General features: G+C 64.5%; 23 protein-coding genes and 1 pseudogene. 20 read left to right on the plus strand and 4 right to left on the minus strand.

The window, feature by feature from the left end; translation table 11 throughout:
- Window positions 1–108 precede the first annotated feature (108 nt).
- From ACNAOU_RS24715 to ACNAOU_RS24805, 19 genes are all read left to right on the plus strand, one after another.
- Window positions 109–2,424 carry a transglycosylase domain-containing protein gene (locus ACNAOU_RS24715; protein ID WP_422759109.1) on the plus strand — a complete coding sequence of 772 codons (2,316 nt, stop codon included), beginning with the start codon at window positions 109–111 and terminating at the stop codon, window positions 2,422–2,424.
- Between the two features lie 5 nt (window positions 2,425–2,429).
- Window positions 2,430–4,037: a hypothetical protein gene (locus ACNAOU_RS24720; protein WP_422759110.1), complete on the plus strand. Its 1,608-nt coding sequence runs from the start codon at window positions 2,430–2,432 to the stop codon at window positions 4,035–4,037.
- Window positions 4,038–4,101: 64 nt separating this feature from the next.
- Window positions 4,102–4,650 (plus strand): hypothetical protein, encoded by a 549-nt coding sequence (locus tag ACNAOU_RS24725; protein WP_422759111.1) that lies wholly within the window; start codon window positions 4,102–4,104, stop codon window positions 4,648–4,650.
- Window positions 4,651–4,689: 39 nt separating this feature from the next.
- Window positions 4,690–5,196 carry a hypothetical protein gene (locus tag ACNAOU_RS24730; RefSeq protein WP_422759112.1) on the plus strand — a complete coding sequence of 169 codons (507 nt, stop codon included), beginning with the start codon at window positions 4,690–4,692 and terminating at the stop codon, window positions 5,194–5,196.
- The gene (locus ACNAOU_RS24735; protein ID WP_422759113.1) at window positions 5,193–5,537 is read left to right on the plus strand and encodes a hypothetical protein; all 345 of its coding nucleotides are present in this window, start codon (window positions 5,193–5,195) and stop codon (window positions 5,535–5,537) included. The genes ACNAOU_RS24730 and ACNAOU_RS24735 overlap by 4 nt, the downstream gene beginning before the upstream one ends.
- Before the next feature lie 28 nt (window positions 5,538–5,565).
- The gene (locus ACNAOU_RS24740; protein ID WP_422759114.1) at window positions 5,566–6,300 is read left to right on the plus strand and encodes a hypothetical protein; all 735 of its coding nucleotides are present in this window, start codon (window positions 5,566–5,568) and stop codon (window positions 6,298–6,300) included.
- Window positions 6,301–6,537: 237 nt separating this feature from the next.
- Entirely contained in the window at window positions 6,538–6,741 is a 204-nt protein-coding gene (locus tag ACNAOU_RS24745; protein ID WP_422759115.1) for a hypothetical protein, read from the plus strand.
- Between the two features lie 80 nt (window positions 6,742–6,821).
- Window positions 6,822–7,217: a hypothetical protein gene (locus ACNAOU_RS24750; RefSeq protein WP_422759116.1), complete on the plus strand. Its 396-nt coding sequence runs from the start codon at window positions 6,822–6,824 to the stop codon at window positions 7,215–7,217.
- Window positions 7,218–7,256: 39 nt separating this feature from the next.
- Complete coding sequence (locus ACNAOU_RS24755) at window positions 7,257–7,616, plus strand: hypothetical protein (RefSeq protein ID WP_422759117.1); 360 nt, start codon at window positions 7,257–7,259, stop codon at window positions 7,614–7,616.
- Window positions 7,613–7,876 (plus strand): hypothetical protein, encoded by a 264-nt coding sequence (locus ACNAOU_RS24760; protein ID WP_422759118.1) that lies wholly within the window; start codon window positions 7,613–7,615, stop codon window positions 7,874–7,876. The genes ACNAOU_RS24755 and ACNAOU_RS24760 overlap by 4 nt, the downstream gene beginning before the upstream one ends.
- Window positions 7,873–8,463, plus strand: a complete 591-nt coding sequence (locus ACNAOU_RS24765) for a metallophosphoesterase (RefSeq protein ID WP_422759119.1) — start codon at window positions 7,873–7,875, stop codon at window positions 8,461–8,463. The genes ACNAOU_RS24760 and ACNAOU_RS24765 overlap by 4 nt, the downstream gene beginning before the upstream one ends.
- Window positions 8,460–9,107, plus strand: coding sequence for a hypothetical protein (locus tag ACNAOU_RS24770; protein ID WP_422759120.1), 648 nt, complete (start codon window positions 8,460–8,462; stop codon window positions 9,105–9,107). Before ACNAOU_RS24765 ends, ACNAOU_RS24770 begins: the two co-directional genes overlap by 4 nt.
- A 191-nt stretch (window positions 9,108–9,298) precedes the next feature.
- Window positions 9,299–9,610 (plus strand): hypothetical protein, encoded by a 312-nt coding sequence (locus tag ACNAOU_RS24775; protein WP_422759121.1) that lies wholly within the window; start codon window positions 9,299–9,301, stop codon window positions 9,608–9,610.
- A 41-nt stretch (window positions 9,611–9,651) separates the two neighbouring features.
- The gene (locus tag ACNAOU_RS24780; RefSeq protein WP_422759122.1) at window positions 9,652–9,966 is read left to right on the plus strand and encodes a hypothetical protein; all 315 of its coding nucleotides are present in this window, start codon (window positions 9,652–9,654) and stop codon (window positions 9,964–9,966) included.
- Between the two features lie 57 nt (window positions 9,967–10,023).
- Window positions 10,024–10,509, plus strand: a complete 486-nt coding sequence (locus tag ACNAOU_RS24785) for a hypothetical protein (protein ID WP_422759123.1) — start codon at window positions 10,024–10,026, stop codon at window positions 10,507–10,509.
- A 46-nt stretch (window positions 10,510–10,555) separates the two neighbouring features.
- Window positions 10,556–10,870: a hypothetical protein gene (locus tag ACNAOU_RS24790; RefSeq protein ID WP_422759124.1), complete on the plus strand. Its 315-nt coding sequence runs from the start codon at window positions 10,556–10,558 to the stop codon at window positions 10,868–10,870.
- Between the two features lie 2 nt (window positions 10,871–10,872).
- On the plus strand, window positions 10,873–11,163 hold the full coding sequence (locus ACNAOU_RS24795; protein ID WP_422759125.1) for a hypothetical protein: 291 nt from the start codon (window positions 10,873–10,875) through the stop codon (window positions 11,161–11,163).
- Window positions 11,164–11,191: 28 nt separating this feature from the next.
- Window positions 11,192–11,458: a hypothetical protein gene (locus ACNAOU_RS24800; RefSeq protein WP_422759126.1), complete on the plus strand. Its 267-nt coding sequence runs from the start codon at window positions 11,192–11,194 to the stop codon at window positions 11,456–11,458.
- Window positions 11,459–11,596: 138 nt separating this feature from the next.
- On the plus strand, window positions 11,597–12,247 hold the full coding sequence (locus ACNAOU_RS24805; RefSeq protein ID WP_422759127.1) for a hypothetical protein: 651 nt from the start codon (window positions 11,597–11,599) through the stop codon (window positions 12,245–12,247).
- Between the two features lie 2 nt (window positions 12,248–12,249).
- Here the strand turns inward: ACNAOU_RS24805 and ACNAOU_RS24810 are convergent, their stop codons facing one another.
- Complete coding sequence (locus ACNAOU_RS24810; protein WP_422759128.1) at window positions 12,250–12,750, minus strand: hypothetical protein; 501 nt, start codon at window positions 12,748–12,750, stop codon at window positions 12,250–12,252.
- An 87-nt stretch (window positions 12,751–12,837) separates the two neighbouring features.
- On the opposite strand from ACNAOU_RS24810, the gene ACNAOU_RS24815 reads away from it, so the two are divergent.
- Window positions 12,838–13,542: a hypothetical protein gene (locus ACNAOU_RS24815; protein ID WP_422759129.1), complete on the plus strand. Its 705-nt coding sequence runs from the start codon at window positions 12,838–12,840 to the stop codon at window positions 13,540–13,542.
- A gap of 71 nt (window positions 13,543–13,613) precedes the next feature.
- Here the strand turns inward: ACNAOU_RS24815 and ACNAOU_RS24820 are convergent, their stop codons facing one another.
- The 3 genes and pseudogenes from ACNAOU_RS24820 to ACNAOU_RS24830 form a co-directional block, all read right to left on the minus strand.
- Window positions 13,614–14,024 (minus strand): hypothetical protein, encoded by a 411-nt coding sequence (locus ACNAOU_RS24820; protein WP_422759256.1) that lies wholly within the window; start codon window positions 14,022–14,024, stop codon window positions 13,614–13,616.
- Between the two features lie 16 nt (window positions 14,025–14,040).
- Window positions 14,041–14,265 (minus strand): hypothetical protein, encoded by a 225-nt coding sequence (locus tag ACNAOU_RS24825; RefSeq protein ID WP_422759257.1) that lies wholly within the window; start codon window positions 14,263–14,265, stop codon window positions 14,041–14,043.
- 290 nt (window positions 14,266–14,555) lie between these two features.
- A pseudogene (locus tag ACNAOU_RS24830) lies at window positions 14,556–14,651 on the minus strand (DUF2510 domain-containing protein); the annotation flags it as partial.
- Window positions 14,652–14,919 lie beyond the last annotated feature (268 nt).

The raw sequence follows: 14,919 nt of genomic DNA on the forward strand, positions 1-14,919 counted from the left end.
AGCAAGACCAGGCGGGCAGGGTTTTTGCTTTCTCCGCACACATGCCTTGCATTGTCGATCCACTGCGGCCCTCGGGGCTGCCACCATGCATTGCCAGGAGATTTCACCTTGAGACGCGCACACACCGAGCTGGCCAGCGTTGAGCAACTGCTCGAATCGTCCATGCAAGAAGAGAATTCCCCGGCCCGCCCGTTCTCGGTCCGCCTCGCCGGCTACGTCGCGTCCGTGCTTCTGGTGTCCCTGACAGGGCTGCTCGCTGCCCCGGCCGGCATGTTTGCCGCCGGGGGTGTTGGCACTGCCATCGACTACTGGGACAAACTCCCCTCGGAGATCCCCTTGGACGTCGCGCTCCCGCAGCACACCGTCCTGCTCGACAAGAACGGCAAGGAGTTCGCCCGCTTCTTCAGCGAGAACCGCATCGACGTCAAGCTCACTGACATCTCCCCGACGTTCACTGACGCCCTGCTGGCCACCGAGGACGCCCGGTTCTACACGAACGGCCCCATCGACTTCATCGGCACAGTCCGGGCCACGATCAACAACGCGCGCTCCTCCCAGGCGCAGGGGGCTTCAGGTATCACTCAGCAGCTGGTCAAAAACCTCCTCGTGGCCCAGTCCGGTGAGACAGCGCTCCCGTCCCGCGATCTGGGCACCAAGCTCCAGGAGCTCAAGTACGCCGCCGGGCTGGAGAAAAAGCTCAGCAAGGACCAGATCCTTGAGATGTACTCGAACACTGTCTACTTCGGCAACGGCGCCTACGGCATCCAGGCCGCCGCCAAGGTGTACTTCGACACAACGTCCAAGGACCTGACCCGCGCCCAGGGCGCCACCCTGGCCGGCATCCTCAAGGGTCCCGCCCTCTATGATCCGTTCACCAACCCCGACGGTGCCCGTGACCGCCGCGACACTGCCCTGTCCCGCCTGAAGGTGACCGGGAAGATCACTGAAGCCGAGGCCTCCGCCGCCGCGGCCGAACCCCTTGGCATCAAGAAAGGGACCCTCGCCAACGGTTGTGCCAGCTCCACCTACCCGTACTACTGCTCGCTGGTCCGGGACGAAATCCTCACCGACCCCGCCTTCGGCGCCACCGCCGAGGCCCGTGCCGAAAAGCTCTCCCGCGGCGGAATGACCCTGACCACAGCCCTGGACCCGGAGGCCATGGCCGCTACGCAGAACGCCGTCACCGGCGCGCTCGGCAACGACAACCGGGCTGCCCTGGCCACCGCGGTGATCAAGCCCGGCACCGGCCAGATAGCCGCTATCGCCCAGAACCGCACCTGGGGCAACGGCCCCGGCCAGACCGAAATGCTCTACGCGAAGTCCCCGTTCCAGGTCGGCTCGTCCATGAAGCCGATCACCCTCGCCACCGCGCTCGAACAGGGCATTCCCGCCACCACCCGGTTCAATGCGGACAGCCCGTACACATCCCCGACGCTTGACTCACCTCAGGGCGGCTTCATCAACTACGGCAACATCAGCTGGGGCACCGTGGACGCACACCGCGCCATCCAGCTGTCCCTGAACATCTACTTCATCAGGCTCATCGAACGCACCGGAGTCCTGCCGGTCGCCGACATGGCCGCCCGTCTCGGCATCACCTCGTTGCCCCGGACCGGACCGAATGCGATCAAAGGACAGGAAGCATCCCTGACCCTGGGCGCCTATGAAGTCTCCCCGCTGGAAATGGCCAATGCGTATGCCGTGTTCGCCGGCGATGGTGTCGCCTGCCGTCCGGTTGCCGTTACCGCCGGGACCCGCGCCGACACCGGCGCCAAGATCGCCGTCCCCAACCCGGACTGCCACCAGGCCATCGCCCCTGCGGTCGCGCACACTGTCGCAGACGTCCTCAAAATGCCCTTCGCGGGACCGGACGGAACCCTGTCCCAGATGGGCGGACTGCCCGGCCGCGAGGCCGGCGCCAAGACCGGCACGACCAACGACTTCGCTGCCAACTGGATCGTTGGTCTCGTCCCCCAGTACGCCACTGCCGTGTGGCTCGGCGATCCGCGCGGCGGAACCCAGTACCCCCTGAACATGGTCCACGCCTACGGCCGCGACTACCACAACCTCACCGGCAGCGAGGTCGCCGGCCCGGTGTGGAAAGACATCATGACCCACCTGACCGCTGGCCTGCCTGCCGTCCCGCTGCCCAAGGCAGACGATGTCGCCACAAGTTCCAGCACCGCCCGGACCGTCCCGGACGTTCGCGGGCTTTCCGTCAGCGAAGCGGCAACCCTTTTGCTGCAGAACAACCTGACTCCGGACATCGCCGAGAAGACCGCGGACCCGAACCCGCTGCTGGCCAAAGACGTCGTGACTGCCCAGACACCGGCTGCCGGCAGCACCTTCTCGTACCGGGAGAAAGTCACCATCACCCTCAGCCAGGGCAGCGACACCACCATCAAGCTCCCGGAACAGAAGTAGGACCAATGGGACTCCAGCGACTCACCGACAAACCATCAACAGCCGTCCTTGCCGGCACCGGCATCGTCACGACCGTCGCAGGCCTGACCACCTTGGCCATGGTGCTGATCGGCATGCCGCCGGCGGCAGATCCGGCCCCAAAGGCAGCAGCGGACCCGACCATCATTACCGCTGACTGGAAGCAGTCCCCCGCCACCGGGGTGCTCACCGATGCGCTGAACAACCCGCCGTCGGGATGGTCCAAGCAGGGTGACCTCCAGCAGCTCGTCACCGCGCCGCTGCCGTACTCGTGCCCGCAGCCCGGGCTGGCTCCGTCCGTCTCCCTGGCCCGGACCTACACTTCGGGCAGCTCACGGTTCCAGGTGATCACCCTCGCCTACACGGCGGGGATCGGCGCCGAAGCCATGAACCGACAGGGGGCAAACGCGTACATCTGCGCCGGCCCGGAGACAGGCCTGAGCCTGTGGGGAGTGAACGGACCCGGATCCGACGCGAAACAGGCGGTCACGACCCGCGGAGGAGTCCGGGCCTCCGTGCTCTCGTTCCGCCGCGGAGACGTCATCACCTACGTCACCGGCTCCCCGAACGACCCGCTGCAGAACCTCGCGAAAGCGTTCGACGACAACCTGACCCGCAGGCTCGGACCGGTCTGCGCAAACCCGGAGTCCACCGTCGCTGACGCCGCCCGCTCCCCGTGGTCAGCGGGCGGCTACAAACCGTACACCGAGGATGCCACGGTGGCGATCGCCGACGTTCCCCTCCCATCCACAGAGCCGACAACGGCACCGACAGGCCCGGCCCCCTCCCCCGCAGCAATCCCCGCCCCGTCCCCGGCGGCCACTCTCGAGCGGGTGTCCCTGCCGGCACCGGACCTCGTGGACCACACGGCTGCACCGATGTCCCGTCCGGCGTTCCCGGTGGCCCCTGCCATGCCGGCTCCCGTCACCGAACCGCAGCCCCCGGCCGCTCCCGCGCCCAAGGCCACCCTCAGCGCAACGGTCCAGGTGGCTGCCAATGACACCACAGGTCCCGGATGTGGCTGGGCGTTCACCGGCATGAAGCCCTTGGCCTTTGACGACGAGGCGGCGGCTAAAACCAGGACTGCTCTCCTCGCCGAGACGAAAGCGAAGCTGGAGTCGGACGCCAAAGCCTGGCAGGCCAGCGTACTGGCCTACTGGAGGTCCTACGCCACGTACAAGGAACAGGCCAAGACCTACAACGCCTACGCGGCCAGGGTCGACGAGGTCAACAAGGCGTGGACCGTCATCACCGATTCCTGGGACAGGTACGACCAGGCAGTGAAGGACCGGGACCGGAAGGTTGCGCAGCGCGCAGACTTCATCGCCCGGCAGGACACTGCCCGGAAGGACTATGAGGCGAAGATGGCCCAGTGCGTGGCTGTTCCGGCTCCGTCGCCGTCCGCAAGCCCCACACCTTCGCCCACACCTGTGCCCACCCCGTCTCCAACGGCATCACCGTCACCCTCCGCGACCCCGTCCCCGTCCCCCAGTGTCCCGCCGGGGTGCCCGCCGGAACGGCCCGCCATCCTGGATCAGCAGGCCCCGGACGTTCCGTCCGAACCGGCCAAACCAGCCCCGCCTGGTCAGGGGTAGGGCGGGGAGGGAATCCGCAGCATCTACGCATGTGTCCGGTTGAACGACTAGGAGAAAACGGACCATGAGCCTACCCACCGCACAGGACCCCTCAAAGGCCTTCGATTACGCCAGCCTGACAGAGGTTCACAACACCGCGTACGACAACCTTGGCGGGATCATCCTCTCCGGCGGGTGGTTCCTGGCACTGGCCGCCGGCATCGTCATCCTGGTGGTCCGGCGGGTGGACAAGTCAAAGCTTCCCGCGGTCTGGGCGACCCGCTCCTTCTGGGCTGCGGCATTGCTGCTCTTCTTGCCGGTCCTGGGCTCGGGCGTCATGGAGTTCACGTCCCGGTCCGGGGACACGGTGCCCAACTTTATCGGCCTGGCCAAGGGTGCAACGGTCTCCGACAAGAATGGCGAATTTACCGCCTGGGCGAAGGACCGCTACAACGTCGAACTGTCCGGGATCCAGGCCACCGAACTGCAGAAACTGACGAACAAGGGCTTCATGGTGACCTCAAACGAGACCAACCCGGTCATCTTCAACGGCTCCCTGATCCATGGGACGTCTGCCGCCGGCCAGATCATCCTGGTCGACAAGGACTCCAAGGAAATGCCTGTCCGCAAGTGACCGGTGAGCAGCTGTGGGTGCTCCGCACACATGAGGCTCATGACTGAGCAGACTCCTGCACTGGCCGCTGCTGGCAACGGTGCGTACCGCATTTGTGTCCGGCTGGAGCCTGTATCCCACGTCCGGCACGGACGCAGCTGGCCCGAGGCCTTCACCGCTGCCACCCTGACCGGCGCGGATTTCAACGCTGACCACGACCGCGGCCTCTCCCGTTTCGAAGCCAGAATTTACGCTCCGCCCGGCTTCGAGGACTCGGACCGGGACCGCTGCATGCTGGCGAGCTTCGAATTCCACCACATGGTCCTGGACTCCGCCCGCGGCGGCGTCATGGACTTCACCGGAGTTCTCGTCGGTGCCCTCGCCTACCCGCAGGATGTCTACGACCGCTTGGCGGCGGGATGTCCGTTGACCGACATCGACGAAGCCCGCGGCAACTGGCCCGGGGAGGTCCGCTACCTCCCGCTCCCTCACCCTGGCTTTCAGGCCTACCTCGGATGGCGGGCCAAAGTCACCATCGCCCCCGACCGCAGACAGGACGACCAGTGACAAACAACGATCTGCTTCAGCACGCGACCGAGTTCGTCTTCACCCCGGCCGGCACGGACCGGAAAGACCCGGATGCCCGGCACTTCAGGGTCACCGTCAGCTGGCGTGGCGAAGATACCTGGGCGGTGACCTGGATGGGCGAGTGCTGGAACGGAACCGAGTGGGAGTGGGAGCCTTCCCCGTCCAGCCGGGAAGAAGACTTCCTGGCCCGCTGCCGCTTCACCCTCGAAGAGGCCTGCAACCATGCTCGCGTTCTGGCGGACACTGTCATGCCTAATGGCGCCACCTACGCCCAATGGCAGGCCCGCCGCACCGCGCTGCAAGAGGCAGCCGGGCAGTAGCACCCGCCGTGCCGTACACATGAGGCTCATGACTGAAAAAGCCGCGGCTCCTGCTGCCCCAGGCCTTGATCTGGACGCCCTCGAAGCGACCGCCCGCGCCGCCGCCATACTGGCCCCCGGGGACTGGTTCTGGCGCGGCTACACCGACTATGAAGAGCCATCACTGAACTGCATTGTTCCCTCCAAGGGCCGGGTGGAAATACTTGGCCACGTCCCTGTGGACCGTGAAGCCGGCTCCTTTGAAGCCGACCTGCACCTGCGCCGGTTCAAAGACCTCTTCTCACTGTCGACGACAGAAGAGGACGCCCGGCGGCACATGGATGAGTGGCTGTGGGCGGACCGGGACTACGAGGTGCCGAACACCGACTCACGACTGTCCGTGACGGATGAGCGAAACGTCAAGCAGCCGGTCAGAGACCTCGCCGTTTTCGAAGTGGCACGGCATCGCGGCCTGCCCGATGAGACCCCGAGGACGCACAGTGGGATTCACCGGGGCGAGATTGTTGATGTCCGTAACCCGGTAGCCCGGCACCTGGCCGCGGCCAGCGCCGATACTGTGCTTGCCCTGATCGGCAGGGTCCGGGAGCAGTCCTCTGCCGCCGAGAAAGTACTGGAGCTGCACGACACCATCTGGTACGACCAGTGGAAGCACGAGGTCTATTCCGACCAGGGTTACGGCGGCCGGTGCTGCCTGTGCCTGGTCTTCGACGGCGCGGCCTGCGACACGGTCCTCGCCCTGGGAGGGTTCCCCGACGATGAATAGCCACCTCCTGTCCTCCGGCGGTGAACCAAAACCGGGTGCCGCACGTCGAACCTCTCCCCCGATGAGGAATCGCCCACGCTACTTCGTCTCGTCAACCCGGTTTTGGTTCATTACTCCCGCCGAGCGGGCAGAGATGGACGCAGCGGATCGCGAGTTCCTCGGCAAGGAGCTGTACGCCTGCCGTTTCCTCCGGCAGCCACTCAGCAGCCAGCAACCCATCAGAGAAAGCAGGACGCATTGAACCCGATCCTCGTAACCATCACCTGCGTTGCCGCATGGCTTATCGCAGTGTTCTTCGCGTTGGCCTTTGTTCACGGTGCTCAGATTCTGCGCCGCCAGGAAGTAGCCGCACTTGCGGCCGCGCCGCAAGATGCTGACCAGGAAACAGCCCCGGCCACGCACTTCACCCCGGGCAGCACCGGACTTCCGGCCGCAGCATAAGCGGGTGCCTCCGGGGCCTGTCCCGGCGAGCTTTCCGCTTGCCGGGCAGGAGAAGCCACGGTTCCGCACACATGGAGGCCATGGATATTGATTTCTGGACGCGCTTCGCAGGAACACCGCTTAAGTCCGGCTTGGGCTGGGCCATCGCCATGGCCTACTTCGTCTACGTCATCAACATCTCCATCAACCGACGGGCCGTGTCAGGAACCCTCCGCTCGTACCGCAGCGCCACGATCATCAAGACGCTGATCTGGCCGCTCTTCGCCGGATATTTCTTCTTCGCCGCGATAGACCTGCTCACCCGCGAATGGCTCGGGGCTTTCCTTGACGTCGCCGTCTGCGTGATCCTGCTGCGGGACTGGGAGCGGTACAAGGACAGCGATGACTGGTGGAAAGGCAAGGGGACGAAGCTGAAGAAGAAGCTGCGGTCCATGTTCACCGCGTCGTCTCCAGCCATGGCGGGCGCCGGCGCCTGACCGGGCAGGGATAGCAGCCGCTCCGCACACATGAGGCCCATGAGTGACTCCCTGCAGAACATTATCGACCTCCATGCCGCCGCCACACCCGGCCCGCACCATGTAGAAGTCATCGACGACCACTCCGGCCGCCACGACAGCAAACAGTGGCTCATTCCTGGTCTCGCCAGCGAACATTATGGCAGGAACAACGTCAGCTTCGGCGAAGATGAAAAGACCGCCCGCTTCGCCGCCGCAGCGCTCACCGCTGCCCCGGCAATGGCCGTCCGGCTGCAGAAGGTTGAGGAGCTGGTGTCCTCGATGGAAGATCTCATCCGCCGCAACGCTGTCATCCCGGGAGACTTCTTTCTCGCCACCGAAGACCTGCGGAAAGCTTTGACACTGGAGGACATCCGATGATCCGCGATCTCCGTACTGGTCTGCCCAATACCTTCGGCCCTGACAGTGCCCTCGTGACTGGCGTCCGGGAAGGTGCCATCGAACTGGTGGTTGTCCGCTCAGACACTGAAGAACCTCGCACGTGGATCACTATAGGGGATTCCATCCAGCTCGATGACCGCGCCTGGACCGTGCGGGACATCAGCGTTCCCCAAGAGGACTCCGGCCGGAGCCCGGGAGCCAGGACTGGCCGGACCATAGCCCGAATTGAGGCCGAATGACGAACGTCCTCACGACATCCGATCCGCACATCGCTCACGCCATCGTTGCCGCGGACCGCGGCTTCTCCAGCACGCAAGACCACGACGATTTCTTCGCCCAGCAATGGGTGGAGAACGTCACCAAGAAGGACTCCGTCTGGATCCTGGGGGACCTCGCCTCGTCCAACCCGAAGCCCGCTTTGGAGCTGCTCAAGAAGCTGCCCGGCACCAAGCACCTGGTCGCCGGCAACCACGACCCGGTCCACCCGCTGTACCCGGACGGGCACCGCCAGTTCCGCAAATACCTCGATGTGTTCTCCTCCGTGCAGATGGCGGCCAGCCGCCGGATCGGTGATCGCACCGTGCTGCTCTCCCACTTCCCGTATGAAGGGGACGGCGTCGACCGGGCGGACCGCTACAGCCAGTGGCGCCTGCGCGACGAAGGGCTGTGGCTCATCCACGGCCACGTCCACAAAGCCTGGAAGGCGAAGGGCCGCCAGCTCAACGCCGGCTTCGACGCCTGGCAGCGCCCGGTGTCCTTCGATGAGCTCGGGCAGATTATCGACGCATGTGAAGCAGTAGACCACGAACTGATCGGAGCCAAATGACCGGGAACATCCCCGACACGCTGCACACCACGCTGCCCTGCGCTGTCTGCCTGAAACCACAGGAACGCTGCGAAGGCCAGACCGAAGTCCCCTACGGGGCCAACATCTTCACTACCCACGGCCACTATGGAGCCACCGCCTTCGATACGCCCGGCGGCGAGTACCTCGAGCTGCTGATCTGCACACCCTGCATGACAACCATGCGCGAGAACTCAGCGATCCACCGCGTGCTGCTTGGCACCGAAGCCACCCCGGGACAGTTCAACCTCTGGGGCTCACCCGACGACCCGCAGGACGACAACCTCTGGAACCAGCAGCGGCTGCGCAATGACTTCGCGATGGAGCACTACTTCGAGTCCACCCCCGGGATGACCCGGGACTGGGCGAAGCTCATTTTTGACGCCTGCCAGGTGGCCTCCCGCGAAGGGAAAGTCTTCGACCCGGCCGCCGTGCCGGCACCGGGCCAGCTGGACCAGGACAGAATCATCGCCGCCGCCCAGGCCAAGGTCGACTTCTACGACGACCTGCGCGGCCACCCGTCCGAATGGACCGAGATCGAATACGCCGAAGCAGAGGCAGCGCTAAGGGCCGCAGACGCCCACGACGCCGAGAACGGAATCAGCAGGCTCCGCACCAATGGTTGAGCTCTTGGATTTTTGCATGGCCGTCGACCGTATCGGCTCCCTGCTGCTGCTCGTGGTGGTTGGTATCATCTTCGCCGCCGTCCGCCAATCCGAGCGGGTCAAGCCAATGAAGGGCCGCCGCAATGGGTAGGCCCGGTCCTCAAGAGCGGCGCCGCGGCTACCGCCGTGCACGGCCAACATCAGAGCCCATCATGTTCACACTGGACGGACATGCCTTCGAGACCGACGGCAGGCACCTCTGGGTCACGCCCCCGGGAACTGCCCGGATCGACCGCTTCAAAGTCAGCCGGTATCTCGGCGACCGCTCCGTCCGCCAGGGCTACCCGCGCGAACTCATCCGGCCCGAGCCAATGACCGAAGGCTGGGCGCGGGCGGCAGCCGCGTTTTGGCTGGAATGGTCAACCACTGCCGAGGCTGCAGCATTCGCCCCTGTGTTCCTGGACCATTACGTCCGCCAGCTGGAGGCGGGCAGCGTGCTGGCTCCTGCCGCACACATGCGGTGAAGAAACCGGCGCCGGCCGGCCCCGAGTGCCAGGAGGAACCAATGTCAGCAGAAGAGCCAATCGGCCACCTCGTTTTCCGCGTACCGGTCTTCCGTGTGACGGAATCCGAATCCTGGGAGGTGCCGAAGGAGTACACCTATCTGGCTCCGGGCGACGCAGAGCTCATCTCCCACGACATCCCCGCCTCTTTCCATGAAACCCTGCGCGAGGAACTGATCGAAGCCCGCTACGTCGAGTACGGCGACTGGGGCCCGAAGGAGCTGGCCGAAACGACGCGCCTGCACGAGCACCCGATGCCTGCTGAGCCGGCTGCGCCGACCTTGGGGCTGGACTTCTTCGGAAGCACCGTCAAGTGAAACGCAACCTCCGCGCCAAGGTCGCCAACTCCTGATCCGGCCGTACACAAAATGGGCATGACCCACAACCAGCCCCGCATCCAGTCCGGAGTTCCTGCCGGCGGCCAGTTCGCCGCAACCACCCATGCCGAGCCCGACAACATCCACCTCCTGGGCCGGCCAGATGACGACTTCGGCGACGCTGTCCAGAAGATCGGCTTCCACGTGATGGCCGCCAACCGTTGGAAAGACGAAGCCATGGACGGCCTGACGGGCTCTGGCAGCTTCGACCACAGCCAGCTGTGCATCACCGCCTGGCGGGCCGTGGACCGGGCTGGCCTTCGGGAGATCGAGGCCGCCAAGCTCTACCCGGAGATGTACGAATTCCGCGACCGGGGAATGGAGCGGTACGAGCAACACCTCCCCGCGGCGCTGGACATGGTTGAGGCCAAGTACCGCGAGGCATTGGGCAAAGTAGGTAGCGGTGGACTCCTGGACGCCACCGAACTTGACGTCACCCGCAAGGCCCTCAGGCACGAGATCGAGCAGCTGGCAGCTGCTTGACCGCGCCGCGGAGAGCAGTCCGACTGCCGCCGTACACATGGGGGCCATGAAGATCCTCAACGTCAACCGACGGTCCGTCGGCCAAGTCGAAATAGCGCTGCCCTTCGATACCGACCTGCAGGTTCTCCGCGCCTTCGAGTACCTGGTCTCCCGTGGGCATCTCGCCGACTTCCGCTATGACCCGGACGTTGATGGAGAGGATACCGACCGCGCGCTCATTTCCGACTACCTGCGCCGCCGCAACAGCGGGGAGTGCATGGACGGCGGCCCGGGGGCCGAGGACATCCGGCGGTTCATCCCGAAACTCTGGGGCGCCGAGCTCAACTACGACATCCGCGAACTCCTTGGCGTGGTGGCCTGAGCATGGGGAAGGTCAAGGCACTCAACATCTCTCGCCGTGAGTTCCGGGGCCTGCTGGCGGAGAACTACGGCAAGCCAGGTGAACCCGGGGGGCATCCCTGGTTTGGTGAGGGCCGGTTCGTCCAGCATCTGGCCGTGGACATCAACGTCATGGTCGCGTTCTGCGGCCGAGACCTCCTCAGTATCAACAGCCATCCCATCAGGACGCTCATCGGCGTCACCTGCCCAGGCAGCGTGCGGGTACTCAAGCGGATCAACCGCCGCATTGACGCGGAGAACCAAGCAGCTGAATAAACCCGAACTGCAAGGAAAGGTCACTGACATGGAAACCCCGAACGCACCCATCACTGCCCGCTCATCGCAGCGCGCCACAGGCAACTACAAGGTCGCCATTGCGTTCCTGTACTTCGCCGTGACGTCAATGTTCCTGGCCATGGGCGCCCTCGCCGGTGCACGGTTCAATGCTGTCGTCTGGGTTCTGCCGCTGGTACTTCCGATGGCCATGGGCATCAAGGGCTGGAGTACCGCTGCCAAGTTGACCGGCGAGGAGGCCAGGCAACAGGCCGACATCTCCCGCTGGGAAGTATAGGCCTGCTGGGTGCCGCCGGGCAGCGTTACTCCGGAGTCCGTACACATAGCTGGCATGTCACTTCGCCTGAACAAAGTCCTCGGCTAGGCCCTGACTGATCTCGTCGTCAACGACCCGCGCATCAATCAGGATTCACCTTTGCTGTTCTGGTCCCGCTTCGAAGAGGAGGACGAGGACTTCGTGGTTCCGACCATGGACAGCTACGCAACGTGGCTGGAGGAGAAGGCTGCCGCCGGTGAAGGCGGGTTCGGGACCCGCACCGACGCCAAGTTGCTTCGAAAGTCCCGCGAACTGCGACTGCACCGCTTGGAGCTCACCCACGCCGTCGTGCACCAGTGCGAGTCCGCTCCGGAAACGCTCGTCGTCATCCCACCAGTCAGTCTGCACCGCTGGCGCCGGACCGACGACAGCATCGACTACGTCGAGGCGTCCCTGCTCCCTGACGGTGGACGGGGCAACTCCCTTGTCAGGCTTCAGCAGGGCATCAGCGGCTATGCGGACCGGTTCATGGACGTCGACGGCACCGAACTGAATGAAGAAGCCCAGAGGTTTGCCTTTCTCGACAGCCAAGGCATGCCCGAGGACGAGCTCGACGCCATCGCCAGGCGCATCAAACCGCTTGCTGCAGCCGATGACCGGCATCCCTACCCCAGCGCAGCCGAAGCCCGGGGCTGCGTTGTGCCTCTCGTGCCGTCGGACCTGCGCCGGCTGGCCGAATACGGGCAGCTGTTCAGTTCCGATGACGTCTGGAAACAGCTCCGCCCAGTGCTCTACACCTACTGGAACTGACCTCAGAGGTTGTGGGCCATGGCGTAGTTCGTCATGGCCTCGTAAAGCTCGTCCACACTCCGCGCCAAGTGAAGCCCTTGCCTCCCAGAGACCCTTCCGTCGGCAAGGACGAGATGTTCCTGGATAACTTTGTCGCCTTCAACCGTGAAAGTCCGCTTCGTTCGAACGAAAGAGACCCTTTTTCCTTCCGGCTCCCACGCCAACCGCATCTCGGTGCTGGCGTTCGCCAGGTCCAGCAGCCTGTCCTCTGTCTGCAGGGCCCCAGGAGCCATCAGAAGGTATTTATCGCTGTACTTCGGCCCCGTCAGGACCAGGCCTTCTTCAAAGTGCCCCTGCGGCACCATCTTCAGAAATGCAGCAACGGAGGCGCTGATGTCCGGAGCGCCACTTACGTCCCAGATGGTGTGGCCGGCCACCACGTGCGCTTTGGCCCAGTCTGAGTGTGTCTTCAAGTAATCGGTCTTCTGCCGCTCGGCGGCGAGTCGGTCCAGGAACTCATTCATAAGCTGACCTTCCAATGCAGGTGTTAGGGCGAGAGTAGCCGACGGCCGGTGGAGAGCGCACGCAATCGGTCCGCACACATAGGTGGCATGTCACTTCGCATCCGAAAAGTCCTTGGCTACGCACTGACCGACATCGTTCCCGATGACCCGCGGATCAACTGGGACTCGCCCCTGCTCGACCTGGTCGGCGTCCGCCCAACCTTCGGCGACTTCGTGGACCATCTGGAAGCCGCAGACCCGTTCGAGGACCCCGAGCTGGAGGATGTGGACATGGTGCGGGCAGGAATCGGCCGGCAACTTCCCTACCGCCTCGGCTCCTGCGTGGTGCACTCCTTCGATTACGGCCTGCCCAACGTCATGACCCTGGTCCCGCCGTCCTACGCAACTACCTGGATCCAGGACGACAACATCTTCGATTACGTCGAGGCGCACCTGGGCGGCGAAGCCGACACCGAGCCTGCTCTGTATGACGTCCCGGGCATCGACCCTTTCGACGGCCGATGGATGGACAAGGAAGCGGGCCTGGAGCTGAACCACAACTACGTCCGCGGCTACCGCCGGGCCCTTGAACTCAACGACACCGAGCAGCAGGAAATCGCCGCCCGGCGCATCACCGTTGCCGGCCACCCCCGCCCTGAGACGCCCCTCTTCCCCGACGCAGCAACCGCTGCTGAACGGCTGACCCGCCTGGTCCCTGGCGAGGTCCGCGAGCTCGCAGCGTTTGGCAATCTGTTCACTGAACCGCGTATCTGGACATCGCTCCGACCGGTCCTTTACACCTACTGGTCGTAGTTGTCCGCGGAGGGAGCGGCGTGGGCTCTACATGTACTGCGGGGCGCAACCGAAGCTTCAGGAGAACTCCGCTAGGGAAGCAGTGAATCGTGGTACTTGGCGCAGAATTGGAAGTACCAGTCCCCGCGTTGGCCATCGGCGGCAACAACAGCCCAGTGGTAGACGCAGGCATTAAGACCCGGGACGCCGCTCAAGCTTGCTGCTTCGTAGATGGCTAGAGATCCCTTTGTGGCCCGCGTGAAATCAGCTGCCGGCGTCAAGTAGATCACGATGGTCTGGTCGTCAGGGGACGCCAGATGATCGATGATGCAAGCCCAAGCGTTGCCGCCTTGCTTGACGGGCCGTCCGCAGGTTTCCGCAAAGGTGTTTGCATGAATCCTCGCTAGCAGGGCCCGCGTGTATTTAGCGGCGTAGTTTGATGGATCTTTCCTGGGTTCAGCTGAGGCAGCGGCCGTCGTGGGCGGCGGCGATGCTGTCGGCACCTGCGTTGTCGGTTGTTCAGATGGCTGCGGCGTCACCGAGGACGTCGCTGGTGGAGAGAGCGAAGGCGCTGATGACGTCGGAAAAGTGCTTGGGCTGGGCGGAGGTGGAGAGCTTGGTGTCGGCGATGGTGTCACTGAATCGGTAATGGGTGGTGGCGCTGCCGCCGATGTCGGCGCCAGTGGAGACCTGGCGCCAACCGGGAGCGTCGAGCCTACTGCAGCGAGGGTCCCGAAAAGGCATACGAGACTTGCGCTGGCAACAATGCCCCCAAGTCCCCGCCCACCGATGTGCGCCCATGACCTGCGTCCGGTTGCCAGAGTGTATAGGCCGGTCAAAAGCACGACCAGGGCCACCAGGAGAAGCCACACAAGGAGTCCGCCGGTTGCTGCGAACGGGATAGCGAGGAGACCCAGAAGAGCTGCCGCAATATAGGTCGAGGTTCCGAGTCGGAGAATTCGCGGACGAGCCGGAGCTGCACTGCTGCCCGGGTTGGCGCGGCCTCCCAGATGAGGAGCGTCTGAAGCCGTCTCCAGAGGGCGCACATCTTGCGTCCAGGTGTGCCCGTCCCACCAACGTAGCTGACCTGGAATACTCGGATCTGGATACCAGCCAGGAGGCACTGTCATAGTGATGCACCTATCCCGTTGCTGCCTCAGTTTTCACCGGGCGCGATAGGACCATCATAAAACCGGATGGAGGCTCTTGGGTGGCGGACTTTTCAAAGGCCTAAGCGGAAGCTGGGGTCCACGCAGGCACCTGCCACGGCGTCGGTCATGGGGTGTCCTCCCCATATGTCCAGACCAGTCGCTGTGCTTTCATGATGGTGCCCGCAACGCGGTTCACCAGCCACCTAACGGTGCGGGTATTTTCGCGTGGTTCGCCGCACACATCAAG

Source organism: Paenarthrobacter sp. C1, from assembly GCF_049315185.1.
GTDB classification, from domain to species: Bacteria; Actinomycetota; Actinomycetes; order Actinomycetales; family Micrococcaceae; genus Arthrobacter; species Arthrobacter nicotinovorans.

Bases quoted from the DNA above. Each gene is read 5' to 3' on its own strand.
- ACNAOU_RS24810 (WP_422759128.1), bottom strand. From the start codon at position 12,750: ATGAATGAGTTCCTGGACCGACTCGCCGCCGAGCGGCAGAAGACCGAT.
- ACNAOU_RS24750 (WP_422759116.1), top strand. From the start codon at position 6,822: ATGGATATTGATTTCTGGACGCGCTTCGCAGGAACACCGCTTAAGTCC.
- ACNAOU_RS24780 (WP_422759122.1), top strand. From the start codon at position 9,652: ATGTCAGCAGAAGAGCCAATCGGCCACCTCGTTTTCCGCGTACCGGTC.
- ACNAOU_RS24815 (WP_422759129.1), top strand. From the start codon at position 12,838: ATGTCACTTCGCATCCGAAAAGTCCTTGGCTACGCACTGACCGACATC.
- ACNAOU_RS24775 (WP_422759121.1), top strand. From the start codon at position 9,299: ATGTTCACACTGGACGGACATGCCTTCGAGACCGACGGCAGGCACCTC.
- ACNAOU_RS24800 (WP_422759126.1), top strand. From the start codon at position 11,192: ATGGAAACCCCGAACGCACCCATCACTGCCCGCTCATCGCAGCGCGCC.
- ACNAOU_RS24825 (WP_422759257.1), bottom strand. From the start codon at position 14,265: ATGCCTTTTCGGGACCCTCGCTGCAGTAGGCTCGACGCTCCCGGTTGG.
- ACNAOU_RS24785 (WP_422759123.1), top strand. From the start codon at position 10,024: ATGACCCACAACCAGCCCCGCATCCAGTCCGGAGTTCCTGCCGGCGGC.
- ACNAOU_RS24755 (WP_422759117.1), top strand. From the start codon at position 7,257: ATGAGTGACTCCCTGCAGAACATTATCGACCTCCATGCCGCCGCCACA.
- ACNAOU_RS24770 (WP_422759120.1), top strand. From the start codon at position 8,460: ATGACCGGGAACATCCCCGACACGCTGCACACCACGCTGCCCTGCGCT.
- ACNAOU_RS24765 (WP_422759119.1), top strand. From the start codon at position 7,873: ATGACGAACGTCCTCACGACATCCGATCCGCACATCGCTCACGCCATC.
- ACNAOU_RS24795 (WP_422759125.1), top strand. From the start codon at position 10,873: ATGGGGAAGGTCAAGGCACTCAACATCTCTCGCCGTGAGTTCCGGGGC.
- ACNAOU_RS24760 (WP_422759118.1), top strand. From the start codon at position 7,613: ATGATCCGCGATCTCCGTACTGGTCTGCCCAATACCTTCGGCCCTGAC.
- ACNAOU_RS24725 (WP_422759111.1), top strand. From the start codon at position 4,102: ATGAGCCTACCCACCGCACAGGACCCCTCAAAGGCCTTCGATTACGCC.
- ACNAOU_RS24730 (WP_422759112.1), top strand. From the start codon at position 4,690: ATGACTGAGCAGACTCCTGCACTGGCCGCTGCTGGCAACGGTGCGTAC.
- ACNAOU_RS24740 (WP_422759114.1), top strand. From the start codon at position 5,566: ATGACTGAAAAAGCCGCGGCTCCTGCTGCCCCAGGCCTTGATCTGGAC.
- ACNAOU_RS24720 (WP_422759110.1), top strand. From the start codon at position 2,430: ATGGGACTCCAGCGACTCACCGACAAACCATCAACAGCCGTCCTTGCC.
- ACNAOU_RS24790 (WP_422759124.1), top strand. From the start codon at position 10,556: ATGAAGATCCTCAACGTCAACCGACGGTCCGTCGGCCAAGTCGAAATA.